19 protein-coding genes are annotated in these 18269 nt (G+C 46.0%); 10 read left to right on the top strand and 9 right to left on the bottom strand.

What is annotated here, in order from left to right; all coding sequences use genetic code 11:
* The first annotated feature begins 101 nt into the window (after positions 1-101).
* The gene (gene exaC / locus GA693_RS04100) at positions 102-1613 is read left to right on the top strand and encodes an acetaldehyde dehydrogenase ExaC (RefSeq protein ID WP_005177426.1); all 1512 of its coding nucleotides are present in this window, start codon (positions 102-104) and stop codon (positions 1611-1613) included.
* Positions 1614-1850: 237 nt separating this feature from the next.
* Positions 1851-2561, top strand: a complete 711-nt coding sequence (locus GA693_RS04095) for a glutamine amidotransferase (RefSeq protein WP_160241372.1) — start codon at positions 1851-1853, stop codon at positions 2559-2561.
* 85 nt (positions 2562-2646) lie between these two features.
* Here GA693_RS04095 and GA693_RS04090 read toward each other — a convergent pair whose 3' ends face one another.
* From GA693_RS04090 to tkt, 3 genes are all read right to left on the bottom strand, one after another.
* Positions 2647-3231, bottom strand: coding sequence for a YceI family protein (locus GA693_RS04090; protein WP_005177424.1), 585 nt, complete (start codon positions 3229-3231; stop codon positions 2647-2649).
* Positions 3232-3343: 112 nt separating this feature from the next.
* The gene (locus GA693_RS04085; RefSeq protein ID WP_005177423.1) at positions 3344-3793 is read right to left on the bottom strand and encodes a GNAT family N-acetyltransferase; all 450 of its coding nucleotides are present in this window, start codon (positions 3791-3793) and stop codon (positions 3344-3346) included.
* An 87-nt stretch (positions 3794-3880) separates the two neighbouring features.
* Positions 3881-5869 carry a transketolase gene (gene tkt / locus GA693_RS04080; RefSeq protein ID WP_005177422.1) on the bottom strand — a complete coding sequence of 663 codons (1989 nt, stop codon included), beginning with the start codon at positions 5867-5869 and terminating at the stop codon, positions 3881-3883.
* Between the two features lie 642 nt (positions 5870-6511).
* Between tkt and metK the strand changes: the two genes are divergently transcribed.
* Both metK and GA693_RS04070 read left to right on the top strand, forming a co-directional pair.
* A complete protein-coding gene (gene metK / locus GA693_RS04075) occupies positions 6512-7678 on the top strand; it encodes a methionine adenosyltransferase (protein WP_005177421.1) in 1167 nt (388 codons plus the stop codon).
* A 139-nt stretch (positions 7679-7817) separates the two neighbouring features.
* Positions 7818-8135: a monooxygenase gene (locus tag GA693_RS04070; protein WP_104489002.1), complete on the top strand. Its 318-nt coding sequence runs from the start codon at positions 7818-7820 to the stop codon at positions 8133-8135.
* A 40-nt stretch (positions 8136-8175) separates the two neighbouring features.
* On the opposite strand, the gene GA693_RS04065 is transcribed toward GA693_RS04070, so the two are convergent.
* A complete protein-coding gene (locus GA693_RS04065) occupies positions 8176-8412 on the bottom strand; it encodes a hypothetical protein (RefSeq protein WP_370459256.1) in 237 nt (78 codons plus the stop codon).
* 319 nt (positions 8413-8731) lie between these two features.
* On the opposite strand from GA693_RS04065, the gene GA693_RS04060 reads away from it, so the two are divergent.
* Entirely contained in the window at positions 8732-8962 is a 231-nt protein-coding gene (locus tag GA693_RS04060; protein WP_160241373.1) for a hypothetical protein, read from the top strand.
* On the opposite strand, the gene GA693_RS04055 is transcribed toward GA693_RS04060, so the two are convergent.
* Both GA693_RS04055 and GA693_RS04050 read right to left on the bottom strand, forming a co-directional pair.
* Positions 8909-9544, bottom strand: coding sequence for a LysE family transporter (locus GA693_RS04055; protein WP_005177415.1), 636 nt, complete (start codon positions 9542-9544; stop codon positions 8909-8911). The genes GA693_RS04060 and GA693_RS04055 overlap by 54 nt on opposite strands.
* 116 nt (positions 9545-9660) lie before the next feature.
* Positions 9661-10236 carry an FxsA family protein gene (locus GA693_RS04050; protein ID WP_016658253.1) on the bottom strand — a complete coding sequence of 192 codons (576 nt, stop codon included), beginning with the start codon at positions 10234-10236 and terminating at the stop codon, positions 9661-9663.
* A gap of 482 nt (positions 10237-10718) precedes the next feature.
* Here GA693_RS04050 and ruvC point away from each other — a divergent pair, with 482 nt between their 5' ends.
* A complete protein-coding gene (gene ruvC, locus GA693_RS04045) occupies positions 10719-11264 on the top strand; it encodes a crossover junction endodeoxyribonuclease RuvC (protein WP_045795787.1) in 546 nt (181 codons plus the stop codon).
* Between the two features lie 52 nt (positions 11265-11316).
* On the opposite strand, the gene GA693_RS04040 is transcribed toward ruvC, so the two are convergent.
* Both GA693_RS04040 and GA693_RS04035 read right to left on the bottom strand, forming a co-directional pair.
* Positions 11317-11592, bottom strand: coding sequence for an acylphosphatase (locus GA693_RS04040; protein ID WP_005177399.1), 276 nt, complete (start codon positions 11590-11592; stop codon positions 11317-11319).
* A 3-nt stretch (positions 11593-11595) separates the two neighbouring features.
* Positions 11596-13053: an NAD(P)H-hydrate dehydratase gene (locus GA693_RS04035; protein WP_160241374.1), complete on the bottom strand. Its 1458-nt coding sequence runs from the start codon at positions 13051-13053 to the stop codon at positions 11596-11598.
* 41 nt (positions 13054-13094) lie between these two features.
* On the opposite strand from GA693_RS04035, the gene queG reads away from it, so the two are divergent.
* The 3 genes from queG (at position 13095) to bioB (ending at position 15652) form a co-directional block, all read left to right on the top strand.
* On the top strand, positions 13095-14171 hold the full coding sequence (gene queG / locus GA693_RS04030) for a tRNA epoxyqueuosine(34) reductase QueG (RefSeq protein WP_160241800.1): 1077 nt from the start codon (positions 13095-13097) through the stop codon (positions 14169-14171).
* Positions 14172-14291: 120 nt separating this feature from the next.
* Positions 14292-14507, top strand: a complete 216-nt coding sequence (locus GA693_RS04025) for a hypothetical protein (RefSeq protein WP_005177388.1) — start codon at positions 14292-14294, stop codon at positions 14505-14507.
* Positions 14508-14650: 143 nt separating this feature from the next.
* Positions 14651-15652, top strand: coding sequence for a biotin synthase BioB (bioB, locus tag GA693_RS04020; protein ID WP_104489004.1), 1002 nt, complete (start codon positions 14651-14653; stop codon positions 15650-15652).
* Positions 15653-15694: 42 nt separating this feature from the next.
* Here the strand turns inward: bioB and GA693_RS04015 are convergent, their stop codons facing one another.
* Positions 15695-15904 carry a hypothetical protein gene (locus GA693_RS04015; RefSeq protein WP_075166751.1) on the bottom strand — a complete coding sequence of 70 codons (210 nt, stop codon included), beginning with the start codon at positions 15902-15904 and terminating at the stop codon, positions 15695-15697.
* Between the two features lie 662 nt (positions 15905-16566).
* Here GA693_RS04015 and GA693_RS04010 point away from each other — a divergent pair.
* Entirely contained in the window at positions 16567-18201 is a 1635-nt protein-coding gene (locus GA693_RS04010) for a long-chain-fatty-acid--CoA ligase (RefSeq protein ID WP_104484307.1), read from the top strand.
* Positions 18202-18269: the final 68 nt, after the last annotated feature.

Genomic DNA, 18269 nt, shown 5'->3' with positions numbered 1-18269 from the left:
CTTATACCTTAGCCGTAAATTTAACCTGATTTTAGACACAGGATTGTGCTAAACGGTAAAGATGACGGCAGATTATAAAAAACCATCAAAGGAAGAGAATTATGCGTTATGTAGATCCCAATCAACCCGGTTCAAAAGTTCAATTTAAAGCACAATACGAAAACTTTATTGGTGGCGAGTGGGTCGCCCCTGTAAAAGGCGAATACTTTGAAAATATCTCTCCTGTAGATGGCAAAGTATTTACCAAAGTCCCACGCTCATCGGCAGAAGACATTGAACTGGCTTTAGATGCAGCCCATAAAGCCAAAGCACAATGGAACAGCTCATCTCCTACAACACGTTCTAACATTTTGTTAAAAATTGCAGATCGTTTAGAACAAAATCTAGAATTACTGGCGGTAGCTGAAACATGGGATAATGGTAAGCCTGTTCGGGAAACATTGGCTGCCGATATTCCATTGGCGATTGACCATTTCCGTTATTTTGCAGGCTGTATTCGTGCCCAAGAAGGCGGAATTTCTGAAATTGATGAAGATACTATTGCCTATCACTTTCATGAGCCGTTGGGCGTTGTGGGGCAAATTATTCCATGGAACTTCCCAATTTTAATGGCAACATGGAAACTTGCACCTGCTTTGGCTGCGGGTAACTGTATCGTACTTAAACCTGCAGAACAAACCCCTGCCAGCATTTTAGTTTTGGTCGAACTGATTCAAGATTTATTGCCAGCAGGCGTATTAAACGTAGTCAATGGTTACGGTGTAGAAGTGGGTCGCCCATTGGCAACCAATCCACGTATTGCCAAAATTGCATTCACAGGTTCGACCCAGGTCGGTCAATTGATCATGCAATACGCCACTGAAAACATCATTCCAGTGACTTTGGAGCTTGGTGGTAAATCTCCAAATATTTTCTTTGAAGATATTATGGCGCAAGATGACGACTACTTAGACAAAGCACTCGAAGGCTTTGCTATGTTTGCGCTAAATCAGGGTGAAATCTGTACCTGTCCATCACGTGCGCTAGTACAGGAAAGTATTGCTGACCGTTTCTTGGAAAAAGCCATTGAACGTGTTAAGCGCATTAAAACAGGTCACCCGCTTGATACTGAAACTATGATTGGTGCGCAGGCGTCACAAGAACAACAAGACAAAATCTTGGGTTGTATCGCAACAGGCCGTGCCGAAGGTGCACAAGTTTTAACAGGTGGTGGTGAACGTCAGGAAGTGGGTAGCGGTTTCTATATTGAACCGACCATTTTCAAAGGCACCAATGACATGAAAATTTTCCAAGAAGAAATTTTCGGCCCAGTGCTTTCTGTGACTACATTTAAAGACTTTGATGAAGCCATTAAAATTGCCAATGACACCATTTACGGTTTAGGTGCAGGTGTTTGGTCACGTTCTGCGCACACTTCTTACCGTGCAGGCCGTGCTATTCAGGCGGGTCGCGTTTGGACGAACTGTTACCACATCTACCCTGCACATGCCGCTTTCGGTGGTTATAAAAAATCAGGTATTGGCCGTGAAAACCACAAGATGATGTTAGAACATTATCAACAAACCAAAAACTTGTTGGTGAGCTACTCAACTAAACCTGCTGGCTTCTTCTAAAGACTCATCTTTAGGATTCCAACAGCGTTGAAGTTACCGTTTCAAGCTGCGCCCGATGTATTTGCATCGGGCGTTTTTATTGCGACATAAAATGCTATGACTTTCGCAGCACGCTCTTTCAGCGTTGTATAAACCGGAAGATCAAGTTAAAAGTCTATCCTTTATTCATACGCTACGCTTTAGTTCGAGTGTATTTCACGTTACATTAAATCTCCCTTTCAGCCTGAAGTATCTGCCATGTTCGATTTACCCGACACTGTCTATGCCATTCAACATCTTGCGTTTGAAGACCTCGGCGCGTGGGAAGATGTCCTGTATGAACAAGGTTTACGGGTACGGTATTTTGAAGCCGGTGTGGAAAATCTAGAAAAGGCGTTTGCGCATGAAGGATTGGTGATTATTTTGGGTGGCCCAATTGGCGTTTATGAAACCACAGACTATCCTTTCTTACAAAAAGAAATAGACTTACTAAAAGTACGTCTGGAAAAGAAATTACCCACTATTGGTATTTGTTTGGGTGCACAGCTCATTGCTTATGCCTTGGGTGCCAAAGTCTATGCCGGCCATACCAAAGAAATTGGCTGGAGCAGCCTCAGTCTGGCAGATGCCGTCCATCATCCACTGGCAGCATTAGCCGATACACCGGTCTTGCATTGGCACGGCGATACTTTTGATTTACCAGCACAGGCTGAATTACTGGCCAGCTCCGACCTGTATCCGAATCAGGCCTTTCGGGTCGGACCACATATTCTGGCGTTACAATTTCACGCTGAAGTTGCTGCAGACAGTTTAGAAAAATGGCTGATTGGCCATACCTGTGAATTACGTCAGGCCCAGATTAATATTCCCGCCTTACGCGCCAATCATCAGCAATACGCGCCGCAACTGCAACAGGTCAGCGCGACGGTTCTGAGCCAGTTTCTGGCCGGCTTAAAATCTCAAAGCTGACCGGAAAGCTTTAAATTGTCCTTACATTTATCATCGTCATAAAAAAAGCACCCTGAAGCGGGTGCTTTTTGTGCTGTTCTTGCGATTATTTTTTCGCAGCAACAGAAGCTTCAGTGGTGATGTTTACAGTAATTTTATCACCTACATTGGGTACAAAACCGGCGATACCAAATGCTGAACGGTCAAATGACGTGGTGGCATTAAAACCAACAGTTGCCGCTTTGGTCATTGGATGTGGACCTTGTTTGTTCAGTACCGCATCCAGAACTACAGGTTTCGTTACACCTTTCACAGTTAAATCACCTGTGATTTTAAAGTTCTTTTTGTCCTGAGTTTCAACTTTGGTACTTTTGAAAGTAATAGTTGGATATTTTGCTGCATCAAACCAGTCTGCTGCCATTAAGTGCTCATCCAGCGCTTTGACGTTGGTGTTCAGGCTGTTTAATGGAATAGTCACGTTTACAGATGATTTTTCTGGCTGTTTCTCGTCCACATTAATGGTACCTTGAATGTTAGAGAAGTTACCTGATGGCGTAGAGAAACCGAAGTGATCCCAGCTAAATACAGTTGCCGTATGGGTCGGGTCAATTTGATACGCCACTGGTTTTGCCAACGCAGCTGTTGCTACTGAAGTGACCGCCAAACCAAGTACAAGTGCTTTAAAGTTCATGCTTTTATCTCGCTTTTTGAATGCTTATTAGTGTATAGATTTCTTGTTAGAGTTCATTGCTACAGATAAAACGTTCTGTTGCAGCAATGAAACGATTAACGCATGGATGCCGTTACAGACTTTGTTTATATTGAATAAATCCGGTCTTGTGTGCCACTTTATCATACAATATTTGTGCAGTTTGATTGGCTTCTTGTGTCAGCCAGTAAACCCGGTCGCACTGGCGTTTTTTGGCTTCCATATAGACCTGTTCAATCAGTAATCTGGCCACACCCTGCCCGCGATAATCGGGGTGGGTAAATAAATCCTGCAAATAGGCATAAGGCTTGAATGTCCAGCAGCTGTCATGTTCAATCACATGTACAAAGCCGACCATCTGCTGTTCAAGCAGGGCTGCAAAACCATACATATGCGCAGACTCGGCTGATGTCAGACGCTGCCAGGTATGGGCACTCAGTTCATCTGATAACTTGGTTTGATAAAAGGCCTGATAACCGACCCAAAGTGCTTGCCATTGCGGCTGACTGGTCTGTGCCAAAGGCACAATACTGATTGCTGTCATGTGGGTCTTCTTTTATATTGTTCAGCCTTTAAAACTAGCATAAAAAAACGCCCCATTCGGAGCGTCTTTTTTGAAATTTCTGAGCGATTAAGCCGTCAGTTCTTTCACCGCAGCAACTACTGCTTCCGTGGTAATACCAAAGTGCTGGAACAAATCTTTGGCTGGTGCAGATTCGCCGTAAGTGGTCATACCAATCACGCGGCCGTCCAGACCCACAAATTTCCACCAGTAATCGACATGCGCTGCTTCAACCGCAACACGGGCACGGATATTCGATGGCAGAACCGCTTCACGATACGCCGCATCTTGCTGCATGAATTCTTCAGCACATGGCATAGACACCACACGTACACCTTCAAGCTGTGCATGTGCTTCCATCGCCAAGGCCACTTCAGAACCGGTCGCAATGATGATTGCTTTCAATTCACCTTTTTCTTCAGCCAGCACATAACCACCTTTGGCCGCGTTTTCAATTTGTGCTTGAGTACGCGCCTGGAATGGCAGGTTTTGACGAGAGAAGATTAACGCAGATGGACCTTCCGCACGGCTTAAAGCAGATTTCCAGGAAATCGCTGCTTCAACCGTATCACATGGACGCCATGTGTTCAGGTTTGGCGTACCACGTAACGATGCAATCTGCTCAATTGGCTGGTGCGTAGGACCATCTTCACCCAGACCGATCGAATCATGGGTATAAACATGAATTACGCGTTGCTTCATTAACGCAGACATACGCACGGCATTACGCGCATATTCCATGAACATTAAGAATGTTGCTACATAAGGAATGAAACCGCCGTGCAGCGCCACACCGTTGGCAATCGCGGTCATACCAAATTCACGTACGCCGTAGTGCACATAGTTACCTGCGGCATTGTCTTGTACGCCCTGGCAACCTTTCCAAAGCGTCAGGTTTGAACCAGCCAGGTCCGCAGAACCACCCAATAATTCAGGTAATAATGGACCAAAAGCCTGTAGCGTATTCTGGCTGGCTTTACGGGTCGCAATGGTTTCTGCTTTCGCGTTCACTTCAGCAATATAGGCATCGGCCTGTGCCAGGAATTCTGCTGGTAATTCACCGCTTAAACGGCGTTTTAATTCAGCCGCTTCTGCAGGATATTTTGCTGCATAGGCAGCAAAAGTAGCATTCCAGGCAGCTTCAGTTTCAGCACCTTTGGTTTTCGCATCCCAAGCAGCATACACATCTTCAGGAATTACAAACGCTTCATCGGTCCAGCCCAGCGCTTCGCGGGTTAACACGATTTCATCATTACCCAGCGGTGCACCGTGGCAATCTTCTTTACCCTGTTTGTTTGGTGAACCTAAACCGATAATGGTTTTACAGATAATAATGGTTGGTTTAGCGGTTTCAGCTTTGGCAGCCACAGTTGCTTCGCGAATAGCATCTGCATCATGACCATCAACTTTCAGTACTTGCCAGCCATAAGACAGGAAGCGCTGTTCAGTGTCATCAGAGAACCAGCCTTCAACTTCACCATCAATTGAAATGCCATTGTCATCATAGTAAACCACCAGTTTACCCAGACCTAAAGTACCGGCCAGTGAACATACTTCGTGAGAAATACCTTCCATCAGGCAGCCATCACCCAGGAAACAGTAGGTGTAATGGTCAACCACTTGCATATCATCTTTATTGAACTGCGCTGCCAGCGTCTTTTCAGCCAGAGCAAAACCAACCGCATTGGCAATACCCTGACCAAGTGGACCAGTGGTGGTTTCAACCCCTGGTGCATAGCCGTATTCCGGATGACCTGGTGTTTTAGAGTGTAGTTGACGGAATGCTTTTAAATCTTCAATTGAAAGATCATAACCGGTTAAATGTAACAGCGCATAATGCAGCATAGAGCCATGACCATTGGATAAAACAAAACGGTCGCGGTTAGCCCATTGCGGGTTCGTCGGGTTATGATTTAAAAATTCACGCCACACCACGTCAGCGATGTCTGCCATCCCCATCGGCGCACCTGGATGTCCGGAATTTGCTTTTTGCACGGCATCCATAGCCAATACACGAATTGCGTTTGCAATACGACGTTCATTAAGCGGGGTCGTCATAGGTCAGAGTCCAAATAAATCGTTTAATAAAGGAAGATGAATAGGAATTCAAAACACGTCTATTGTCTTAAAAAAAGCGTATGGGGTAAAGCCTCAGCGGTAATTTTTCGGTATTTATTCGTTTGCCTGCGCATTTTCGTACAATTCCTGGCTAGAGGCATGAGAAAATTGAATTTCTGGCGAATAACCGGGTAGCTCATCCGGATTTTCATGTTACACAACTGGCCTATTTGGATGGTTTTTTATACAAAAAAGCGCTCATTGTGAAATTCATTCAATTTAATTCAAAACTGCACAATCCTGCTCAACAGCAACAGACTTCATTTTAGAGCATGATGACGACCAAAAGATGACAGGTAGAATGCACCTCACACGTTTAAAATAAGATAATTAATTGATTTTTAATATAAATTATAAAAATACAGCCGCTTTTAAAATAGTGATTTATTGAATTAAAACTCAAGTTTATCCGGATGATGAATCTATACCGTTTTGGATTTTATATCAGTTTTTTAAATGCCTATATCAGATAAAAAGTCATTGAATTGAAATAAATTCAGCCAATTTGGTCGTATTGAGCTAGTCCTAAAGTCTAACTCGATGTAACATATTGCGTCTTTTGAAATAACTGTGATAGGACTTATGCGCGAGTACGCTGTATTTACCTCGGAATCTGTAAGCGAAGGCCATCCAGATAAAATGGCTGACCAAATCAGTGATGCCATTTTGGATGCAATCTTAAAAGAAGACCCATATGCGCGGGTTGCTTGTGAAACGCTTGTAAAAACCGGTGCGGTCGTACTTGCGGGTGAAATCACAACCACAGCCAATGTGGATTTTGAAGCGATTGTACGTCAAACCGTCAATGGTATTGGCTATCATCATTCTGACCTCGGCTTCGATGGTTCAACCTGTGCCGTAATTAACATGATTGGTAAGCAGTCACCGGAAATTGCCCAAGGTGTAGACCGTCAAAAACCTGAAGATCAGGGTGCCGGCGACCAGGGCTTGATGTTTGGTTATGCCAGCCGTGAAACGGATGTGCTGATGCCTGCGCCAATTTCTTATGCGCATCGCTTAATGGAAAAACAGGCTGAACTGCGTCGTAGCGGTGCCCTGCCTTGGTTACGTCCAGATGCGAAAAGCCAGGTGACTTTTGCCTATGAAAATGGCAAACCGGTACGTTTAGATGCGGTGGTGCTGTCAACCCAGCATGATCCTGAAATTAGTCAAGCACAGCTGAAAGAAGCTGTGATTGAAGAAATCGTGAAAAAGATCATCCCTGCGGACATGTTCCATGCTGACACCAAATTCCACATCAACCCGACCGGAATGTTTGTGATTGGTGGCCCAGTGGGTGACTGTGGTCTGACTGGCCGTAAAATTATTGTAGATACCTACGGTGGTATGGCGCGTCATGGTGGTGGTGCCTTCTCTGGTAAAGACCCATCGAAAGTAGACCGCTCTGCTGCTTATGCGGGTCGTTATGTGGCGAAAAATATTGTCGCTGCTGGCCTGGCAGACAAATGTGAAATTCAGGTGTCTTATGCAATTGGTGTGGCGGAGCCAACTTCTATTTCAATTAACACCTTTAACACCGGTAAAGTGGCTGATGAACTGATTGTTCAGCTAGTTCGTGAACACTTTGACCTGCGTCCATACGGCATTACCCGTATGCTGGACCTGTTACAACCAATGTACAAGCAGACTGCTGCCTACGGTCACTTTGGCCGCGAAGGTTCAGACACTGCCTTTACCTGGGAAAAAACCGACAAAGTCGATATCTTAAAAGCCGCTGCTGGCCTTTAAGCTCTGAAGATATTAAAAGACCCATCCACGTGATGGGTCTTTTATTGTCTGCTTTATCGCAATTCTGGGCAGAAATATCATTTTATAAAAACATAAACTGTTTACAATAAGATGGAACATTTAAAACAGGATGAACATGATGGCGGTAATTCTTCAGGTTGATTTCCCTTCAAATGGCCCTTTTGGCGCAGAAATGGCCACGGCCTATCGCGAGCTGGCAGCTAGTATTAACCAGGAACCAGGTCTCATCTGGAAAATCTGGACCGAAAATAGTGACACCCAGCAGGCTGGCGGGATTTACCTGTTTGATACAAAGCATCATGCAGAACAATATTTACAGATGCACACGGCGCGTCTGCAAAGTTTTGGCATCGACAAGATTCACGGGAAAATTTTTGACATTAATACTGAACTGTCGGTGCTGAATCAGGCCGCTTTTCTGGCGTCATCCCGCTAAACGAAAGTTGAGTTAAGCTCATCAGATTCAAGGAATCCAGTTAGCTGGATTCCTGTTTTAAGACTTCCAATAAAGTCGGCTGTGTCGGGGTTTCCTGATGGTCCTGCAAATAGACATGCACGACTTTAAAAATAACCGCAAAGGCCAGACAACTTAAAATACAGAACATCCAGAAACCATAAGGACTACGAATATTGTGTGAACCGCAATTTGGACATTCTTTTTCTGTTGACGCCACCACTTGATTGCAACATGAGCAATGGTATTGATGGTACAGCATAGGCAGTTCTCCTAATTTACTGTAATTCTTGTTTTTATTTTTACATCATGCGAAAAACGCTTTTTGTAATATTGTTTTATCTTATGTGAGCCTGTGTAGCATAGCAAGCTCTATTACTGGTGAGTCTATGTAAGCTTAAGTAAACCCTGCCTTCTTTTGTTGACTTTATTTATCTTTTTATGCACGCTTTCAGACACTTAAGCTGCTGCTTTAACACCGTATTCTCTGCCAATAATTTTATCGGACTACTCTTAAGTCAGATGCATCCGGCTGCCCTTTTGTTTAAACTAGCGGACTGAAATACAGGAGGATGAAGATGGTACAACTGATCAAAAAAGGCGGATTACGCGAACGCGCCAACCGCAGCCGCCGTTTTCATGGCTCTGAAAATACCGAAACCACTCTGGCACCAAACCGTTATTCATCTGCCCATAAAAAAGCAGAAACGGCTGTTTCTGCTTTGGTTAGTAAACAGGATCAGCCAGATTCTGAATCAGAACATACCGATGGCGTCATAGCCCAGCCACAGGGCAAAAATCAGGAATAAGGCGCCCGATAAAATATCAATATAACTGCCTGAACGCTGGTACACCGCCTTAATTTTCGGCTGTGACAATAACAGCATCAGCAACACAAAGGTCAGGAAGGTTTGCAGCGGAATAATCACTGCCAGCTGTGCTTTTAAATAATCACTGGCCGATGAACTGAGCGCCAATGAAAATACACTGCTAAAATAAATCAGGGTTTTAGGATTAGATAAATTGGTGAACAGGCCCAGTAAAAAATAGTTTTTCTGTGCAGAGCTCTGTGCCTGCACATCCTCCAGTGCACTAGACTGTTTTAAACTGCGTAGTCCGCCACTGAGCATGGCCCAGCCCATTTTCGCCAGAAACAAACCGCCTATCAGCATCAATACCTGCTGAATCCATGGAAACTGCTCGACCAGAACGGTAAAGCCCAGCAGGGTTAAAACCACCCACAGCACAATGCCCAATGAAATTCCGGCAATAATATGAATGGTATTGCGACGTGTGGTCGATGCCGAGCTTTTGGCAATCAGAATAATATCGGGGCCGGGACTAAGCTGTGCCACAAAATGTAAGGCACAAATGGTCAACAGTAAGGACATAACACAGGGAGAAGCTTAAAAAGTCATTTATTATATCGCCCGTTCAAAAATATACGAGCACTGCAAGCATAAAAAAACCGAATCCTTGCAGATCCGGTTTTTCAAATAAAGATGGCTTAGTGTTTATTCACATCTTTCATTTCAATTTTTTTTGCTTCTGGCGTCACTTCGCGCGCTTCACCATCAATAATAGTCGAGTCACGGCCCGCCTGCTGGTTTTGCATGTCCTGCATCTGACGCATCAGATCAGCAAATGGATTCTGGCCTTGTGCACCACCACCCATGCCATTCATATCGCCCATCATGCCCCCCATCATCTGGTTCATCATGGCTTGCTGACGTTTCATCATCGCTTTCATCATGGCCGCTTTAAAGGCATTTTGTACGCCCGGAATCATAATCAGCACAGCCAGCACATCGGTGATCAGACCTGGAATCAACAGCAGGAAACCTGCAAAGATTTTAGGCAAGTTATTGCTTAATGCCGGATCTGCACTCATTTGTCCCATCTGCATCTGCTGCATTTGTGGCATGATGCCCGCAGAATACTTACGGATCAGATTCATACCAATAAAGAAGGCGGCAATAAACCAGAAGAACACGTACCACATGCTACCGACCAGGTCACCCACGCCGATCCAGACGAATACTTCCAGAATTAAACCAGCCAGAATAATAAGAAATAATTTCATGAAAATTAATCTAATCTCAACAAAATAAATAGAGTGCAGGCATCAACTGCTTAATCAGCATCAAGCTTTTTTTGACACGCTTATGTAACAATATGGGCATTATTCTATTTTTAAAGTGCAGGCCTGTCATTAATATTTTCAATGACAGACCTGAGCTTTATGCTGTAGCACGATAAAAATAAACATAAGCCGCATACACGAGCAGCAGCCACAGCCCGATAAACACTGCCGCGGCCACTGTACTGCACGGCTTTTGACTGTAGATGTACAGTATAAACCCCGAAACTTAAGCCAAAATGAAGATGCAGCCTTTTTTACCAAGATAACCTATATATTGTCCCTGCTATTTTTAATAGCAGCTCCAGCGAGTTTGAAGCATTGTTGATAGTCTTGAGTATCTGCACCGGTTGCTGCAAATTCCCTCACACAATACCGCTGTAAAATCATATAATTCATTTTGATGTAATTTTTTAAGGCTTGGCATGTCACTGATTATTGGTATCGATCCCGGTTCCCGGCTTACCGGTTACGGCATTATTGAGCGTGATGGCTCAAAATTGCGTTTTGTAGATGCCGGCACCATTCGGACCGAAACCACGGAAATGCCTGAACGCCTGAAACGTATTTTTGGTGGTATTGACCGGATTGTAAAATTTCATGGCCCGACTGAGGCCGCAGTTGAACAGGTTTTTATGGCGCAAAACCCGGACTCGGCACTGAAACTGGGTCAAGCGCGTGGTGCTGCCATTGCCGCACTGACCAATCTGGATTTACAGGTGGCGGAATATACCGCCCGCCAAATCAAGCAGTCTGTGGTCGGCTATGGGGCAGCCGATAAAGAACAGGTGCAGATGATGGTGATGAAGCTGTTAAATTTAAGCATTAAACCGCAAGCTGATGCAGCTGATGCGCTGGCTGCTGCCATCTGCCATGCCCACGCCTCCGGCAGTATGAGCAAAATGGCGGTACTGAATGCCCTGGGTGGTATGGCGCGCGGCCGTAGCCGTTCTAGCAGCAGACGGCGCTAACTGGAAGCCATCTTGATCCCGGTGAGGGGATGTCCAAATCGGGAGTTTCTACTTAACGGATCATCTGGAAATGGGTGTATTCACGTTCTGCCGGATCAAACGGGATGCGCTCAATTTTAGTGACCTGTGCCCGCAATGGTCCAACCAGACTGCGTTTCAGAATTTCCTGAATCTGCATTTCCTCGCCAATAATTTCTGCTTCGACATCACCATTGTCCAGATTTTTGACATAGCCGGTTAGCTGCAGTTCTTGCGCCTGCTGTTCAAACCAGCGGCGATACCCCACGCCCTGCACATTTCCCTGAATAATAATTTTAAGTGCTTGCATCTCTCACCTGTTCACGACCTGATAAATGGCCTGATTCATCTGCTGTGCCTGAAGTCCGCGCATACCGGATTCCGCCAGTACATCTCCAGCTTGCGCATGTAAAGTGACAATCTCATGTAAACTGAGTTCAGTATGATATTGTGCTTTTAAACTGGCGATCATGCCGGACAGAACATCACCCATGCCACCCGTGCCCATCCCGGCATTGCCGGCAGTACATAGCCAGAGCTGATCTTCCAGAATCAAGCTGCCCGCGCCTTTAAGCACCCACTGGCCGCCATAACGGGCCTGTAATTCATGAATAGCCTGTAAGCGGTTCTGCTCAACCTCCATTGTCGTTAGGGCTAAAAGTTTCGCCGCCTCACCCGGATGTGGCGTTAAATAGGTCCCTTCAGGTAACTGCTGCGGATGTGCGGCCAGAAACCATAAGGCATCTGCATCGAGTACCCGTTCCAGTTTAGCCTGCAACAATTTTGGCAACCACAGCGCATATTGACGGGCAGCCCAGTCATCGCGTCCAAGGCCCATACCAAAACAGATGGCATCGACCTGCTGTAGCAGCTGTTCAATGGCATTATCCTGCAGAGTGTTAATATCGCGCAGCATGATATTCGGAGCGCGACTTAAAATAGCCGTATGATGTTTGGCATCACAAACCACGGTCACTTTGCCACAACCGGCCGCAAACGCTGCTTCCGCTGCCATCATTACCGCGCCGCCCATATCGGCATGACCGCCGACCACTAGCACATGCCCATAACTGCCCTTATGACCAAAGGCCTGACGTGGCGGCAGCTGAATCTGGGTGGGTACCAATTGAGCGATGGCGTGTAATTCAGGATCGGGAGGAATGGCGGCAATCAGCTCCACCTGTCCGGCGTAGGCTTTGCCCTTACCGGTAAAGAGTCCAGCTTTTAAACCCAATACGCTATAGGTCAAATCGGCCTGAATCGCACAGGGTAAAGGCTGACCACAATTGGCATCCAGGCCACTTGGAATATCAATCGCCACTTTCAAGCCGCGCTGCTGATTCATCTGATGAATAATCTGTTGCCACTCAACGCTCAGTTCACGATTCAGGCCAATCCCAAACAGCGCATCAACATAGACCTCATACGACTGCTGAAACTGAAAGCCAGATTGAATATCCAGGCCAGCCGCTCGAGCCTCGTGTTCAGCCTGCTGCAAATCAGGTGAAGAACCCAATTCAGCCGCATAAATATGCACCTGAAAACCGGCCTGCTGTAAATATTTGGCCAGCAGATAGCCATCTCCGGCATTATTGCCCTGCCCGCAACAAACCGCCACTGTCTGATATTTATGTTGCTGTAAAACGGGAATGACGCGCTGGGCAATCGACCAGGCCACCTGCTGCATCAGGCCATAAGACGAGTTTTGCCGAGCAAACCAGCGCTGCTCCCATGCTTGAATATCACGGCTATGATAAACTTGTGGATGCATTGTTTTTCCCTTGTTTTGTCATTATGAACTCATCGCCTGCCATGCAGAATATTCCGGTCAGTCAACTTGATCCCGTCCAGTTAAAAGCATGGATTAAAGCACAGGCTTTAGCACTGGGCTTTGCTGATTGTGTCATTGCCCGGCCCGATGCTCAAGCAGAATTACCCCGTTTGGAAGCCTATTTAGCACAAGGTTATCAGGCAGATATGCATTTTCTGGGCGAAAATCTGGAGAAACGTGCCAACCCGGCCTTACTGGTGCCGGGCACCAAGAGCATTATTTGTGTGCGCATGAATTATCTGGTCGATCGGCCTACACCACGACACGTGCCAGATGCACCCAATAGCGCCATTATTGCGCGTTATGCCCGCGGCCGCGATTATCATAAAATCATGCGCGGTCGTCTTAAAACTTTAGCCAGCCTGATTCGGGACAAAGTTGGTGATTTTGAATCGCGCCCTTTTGCCGATTCAGCCCCGATCTTTGAAAAATCACTGGCCGAAAGTGCCGGCATGGGCTGGACCGGTAAACATACCCTGCTGATTCATAAAAAATCCGGTTCGTTCTTTGTATTAGGTGAGCTGTTTAGCTCGCTTGAGTTGCCGTTTGATGAACCGGCCACGGCGCACTGCGGTTCCTGTAGTGCCTGTATCGACATCTGCCCGACCAAAGCCATTGTCGAGCCCTATGTGCTGGATGCTGGTAAATGTATTGCCTATTTAACCATTGAATATAAGGGAATTATTCCTGAAGATTTGCGCCGGCCGATTGGCAACCGGGTTTTTGGCTGTGATGACTGCCAGTTAATTTGCCCCTGGAACAGTTTTGCCCAGCTGACTCCGCTGGATGATTTTGCCCCGCGTCATGGGCTAGACCGGATGAGCCTGCTGGAACTCTGGCAATGGGATGAAGCCACCTTCCTGGCCTGCACCGAAGGCAGTCCACTCAGACGGACCGGTTATCAGAGTTTTAAACGCAATATTGCGATTGGTCTGGGCAATGCGCCTTATTCCGCAGATATTATTGCCCAGCTGCAACAGGCCAAAACGCTGCATGATGAGGTGGTGAATGTGCATATCGACTGGGCCATTCAGGAGCAGTTGACCAAATCTGCATAATTTTTCATTTCTTTACCTGAGCTCACAGATCCCCACACAAGCCCTACAGCGCGTGGTACTGAATTGTGGCTCAATAGAGGAATCCAACAGAAAAGATGTTGTCATCAGGAGGAATTTATTATGCAAACGCATCATAAAAACCAACAGCAGCAGAAACAACAGCAAAAGCAGGAACTTGAACAGCAGACTGAACATTTAAAACAGCAACAGCAGCAACCCCAAGGGCCTATTGATAGCCCTAAAAACAACCAGCATGAACAGGATGACCGGATGCTGAATAAACAGCATCGCGCCGATCTGCAAAACCAGAACATGCACGGCAATCATCGTGAATAATGCTGAAGTTCATGTTCCCTCGCTCAACAAAGTCCACTTCAGGTGGACTTTGTTTTTGGATTACGTCATATTTTGCTAATGAAGCGCCTGCCGCTTTTGCTTAATATGCAGTATGCAAAATATGGATAATTAGGGACAGACTTATGAGCAGTATGCGTCCGGTACGTAATGATTGGTCTCGTGAAGAAATTGAGGCACTTTATCAGCAACCGTTTTTAGATTTGGTTTTTGAGGCGCAGCGTGTACATCGTGAGTATTTTGCTGCCAATACCATTCAGGTGAGTACCTTACTCTCGATTAAAACCGGTAAATGCCCGGAAGACTGCAAATACTGCTCTCAATCGGCTCATTATGATTCACAGCTGGAAGCTGAAAAACGTATTGCCGTTGAAAAAGTGATTCAGGAAGCCAAGGAAGCGCTGGAATCAGGTTCTTCACGTTTTTGTATGGGCGCAGCGTGGCGCAATCCGCATGAACGCGATATGCCTTATGTGCTGGAAATGGTGCGTGAAGTAAAAGCGCTGGGTCTGGAAACCTGTATGACGCTGGGTATGCTGAACCAGTCTCAGGCAGAACGCCTGAAAGATGCCGGCCTGGATTATTACAACCATAACCTCGATACTTCGCGCGAATACTATGCCAATATTATTAGTACCCGCAGCTTCGATGACCGTTTAAATACCCTAGAGCATGTGCGTAATGCCGGCATGAAAGTCTGTAGCGGCGGTATTGTCGGTTTAGGTGAAGATACTCAGGACCGGATTGGCCTGTTACATGAACTGGCCACCTTGCCGATTCATCCGGAATCTGTACCGATTAACATGCTGGTGCCAATTGAAGGTACACCACTGGCCGATGTAGAAAAACTCGATGTCACCGAATGGATTCGTACTATTGCCGTGGCACGCATTATCATGCCAACCAGTTATATCCGCCTGTCTGCCGGTCGTGAATCTTTATCTGATTCAGATCAGGCCCTGGCCTTTATGGCCGGTGCCAACTCGCTGTTCTCGGGTGAAAAGCTGCTGACCACCCCGAATGCCGGTGAAGGTAAAGACCGTCAACTGTTCCAGAAACTGGGACTGGTGGCGGAAAAAGCCAAACCGACCGTTCAGGAACTGTCGGTAGATGCGATGGCGGTTTAATCCGCATCACACGAAAAAGCCCATCTTCTGGATGGGCTTTTTTTATGAGGTAATCAACAAGCCATAATTGGCATTCAGATACATGCCCGGTTTAATCAGATCGGCACCATTGGCATGATAAACCGTGAGTTCCTGCTTGATGACATCAAAATGAAAGGCATCAAAACAGTCCTGATGCTGACACAGCCAGGCCAAGGTATCGCTGAGCTGATCATCTACAATATAGGTCGGGGCATTAAAATCTTTGGCCATGTGCACATTCAGTTATAGAGAGATGACAGGATTTTAGCCTGAAACGGCAGTAAATAAAGCAGCTTGGAATGAGATTTAGATATTTAAAGGCGGAGATGAGCCTGCGCGAATGTTGATGCAGTGTATAAACAAAAAGAAGTGAGTCTAGCCCACTTCTTTGTTGAATCTGGTTTGATCCCCTCTATGATTTATTGGCCCCACACTTACGACACTCAATATGCGCACCAATTTCCTCCATTTGCTCATATTCATAAATATGTAAGCAGAAAAAGTTTTTTAATAATTGAAGCATCCTAACACTCCTATTTTTGATTATTTTTTCATTCAGCTTCTTGCCGCTTATTTCATCCTGAAACAAGCATAACCAAAATTGGTTATACTCATTTTTTAACACATTTTTTAAAAAGATCAAGTGTTATTTCAAGGACTTCTTTTGAACGTCATTCATCATAATTATTGAAGCTTTTACTCTATATTCAAATAGCTAGCGCATTTTTCGGTTTAAGTCTGCACAAAACAGATTTTTTGTAATCCCCTCTTGATTTCATCACGCAAGTGTTTAGGATGAAAAAAACAGCCTTTTTCGGCAATGATGCCTCGGAAAAGTAGTCAAGAAACAAGACATTATTTAAACAACAAAAAAATGGAATAAGGATATCAACATGCTTGGACGTATGATGTATCAACCGTTATTGATTAGCTCGCTGATTGAACATGCAGCACGCTATCATGGCGATACACCCATCATTTCAAAAAATACCGATGGCAGCATGAGCAGCACTGACTGGGCCGCTGTGGCAGAGAATGCCAAACGCTTTGCCAATGCCCTGCAAGCCTTAGGGCTAGAGCAGAGTGACCGTGTGGCGACCATTGCCTGGAACAATCATCGTCACCTGGAAAGCTGGTATGCGATTTCCGGGAGTGGTCTGGTCTGCCATACCATTAACCCGCGTCTGTTTCCTGAACAGCTGATTTTTATTATTAATGATGCTCAAGACCGGGTGGTGATTTTTGATAAAACCTTCCTGCCGCTAATTGTCGGGGTCAAACAGCATTTGCCGCAGGTGGAGCATTTTATCTGTCTGGATGCACCGGATGATGCGGTCCGGGAAAAATTGCCTGAAGTTCAGTTTTATGATGATTTGATTGCCGCCCAGTCCAAGACATTTGACTGGCCAGAACTGGATGAAAATATGGCCAGTTCCCTGTGCTACACCTCAGGCACCACCGGTAATCCAAAAGGCGTGCTCTACAGCCACCGTTCCACCTTGCTGCACAGTTATGGCATCAGCCTGCCCGACTCCCTGAATTTATCGGCCAAAGATGTAATGCTGCCGGTGGTTCCAATGTTCCATGTCAATGCCTGGGGCACGCCATATGCTGCGGCGATGGTTGGCTCAACCCTGGTGTTGCCGGGACCAGGGCTGGATGGTGCCAGTCTGGTACAGCTCATTGATAATTATAAAGTGACGGTGGCCTTGGGTGTGCCGACCATCTGGCAAGGTTTACTGGCCGCAGCCAAACAGGCTGGCAGCACGCTGGAAAGTATGAACCGCAATGTTGTTGGTGGCTCGGCCTGCCCGCCGGCGATGCTGAAAACCTTTAAAGAGCAGTATAACTGCGACACCATTCATGCCTGGGGCATGACTGAAACCAGTCCGCTAGGTTCTGCCAACCAGCTCAAAGCCAAGCATGAACTGCTCAGCCCGGAAGAGAAAACCCAGCTACGCCTATCTCAAGGTCGTCCACCATTTGGGGTAGATTTACGTCTGGCTTCTGCAGAAAAAGGCACCGACTTGCTGCCACGTGATGGCCAGACCACCGGCAATTTACAGATTAAAGGCCACTGGATTATTGAGCGTTACTTTGGCAAAGATGAATCTGCCCTGACCAGTGATGGCTGGTTCGATACTGGTGATATTGCCAGCCTGAACAGTGACGGCTTCCTGCACATTAGCGACCGCTCTAAAGACCTGATTAAATCGGGTGGTGAATGGATTTCATCGGTAGAACTGGAAAATCTGGCCATGTGCCATCCGGAAATTGCCATGGCCGCAGTGATTGCCGCCAGCCATCCAAAATGGGATGAACGTCCGGTAGTGATTGCCATGAAAGTGCCGGACAGCCAGATTACCGAAAGCGAACTACTAGATTATTATGCCGATAAGGTGGCCAAATGGCAGATTCCCGATAAGGTTATTTTTGTTGACAGTATTCCGCTCAGCGGGACCGGCAAAATGCTGAAAAAAGATTTACGCGAACAATATGGTCAGGTGTTGATGGAAGCGCCCGTGTAAATATTGGTCTATGTAGAGATAAGATAGAAAAAGCGCTGATAGATTCAGCGCTTTTTTATGGGATCAAC

This window comes from Acinetobacter indicus, assembly GCF_009914475.1.
Classification (GTDB): Bacteria; Pseudomonadota; Gammaproteobacteria; order Pseudomonadales; family Moraxellaceae; genus Acinetobacter; species Acinetobacter indicus.
The sequence above is the reverse complement of the archived record's forward strand: the minus strand, read 5'-3'. Positions and strand labels throughout refer to the sequence as shown.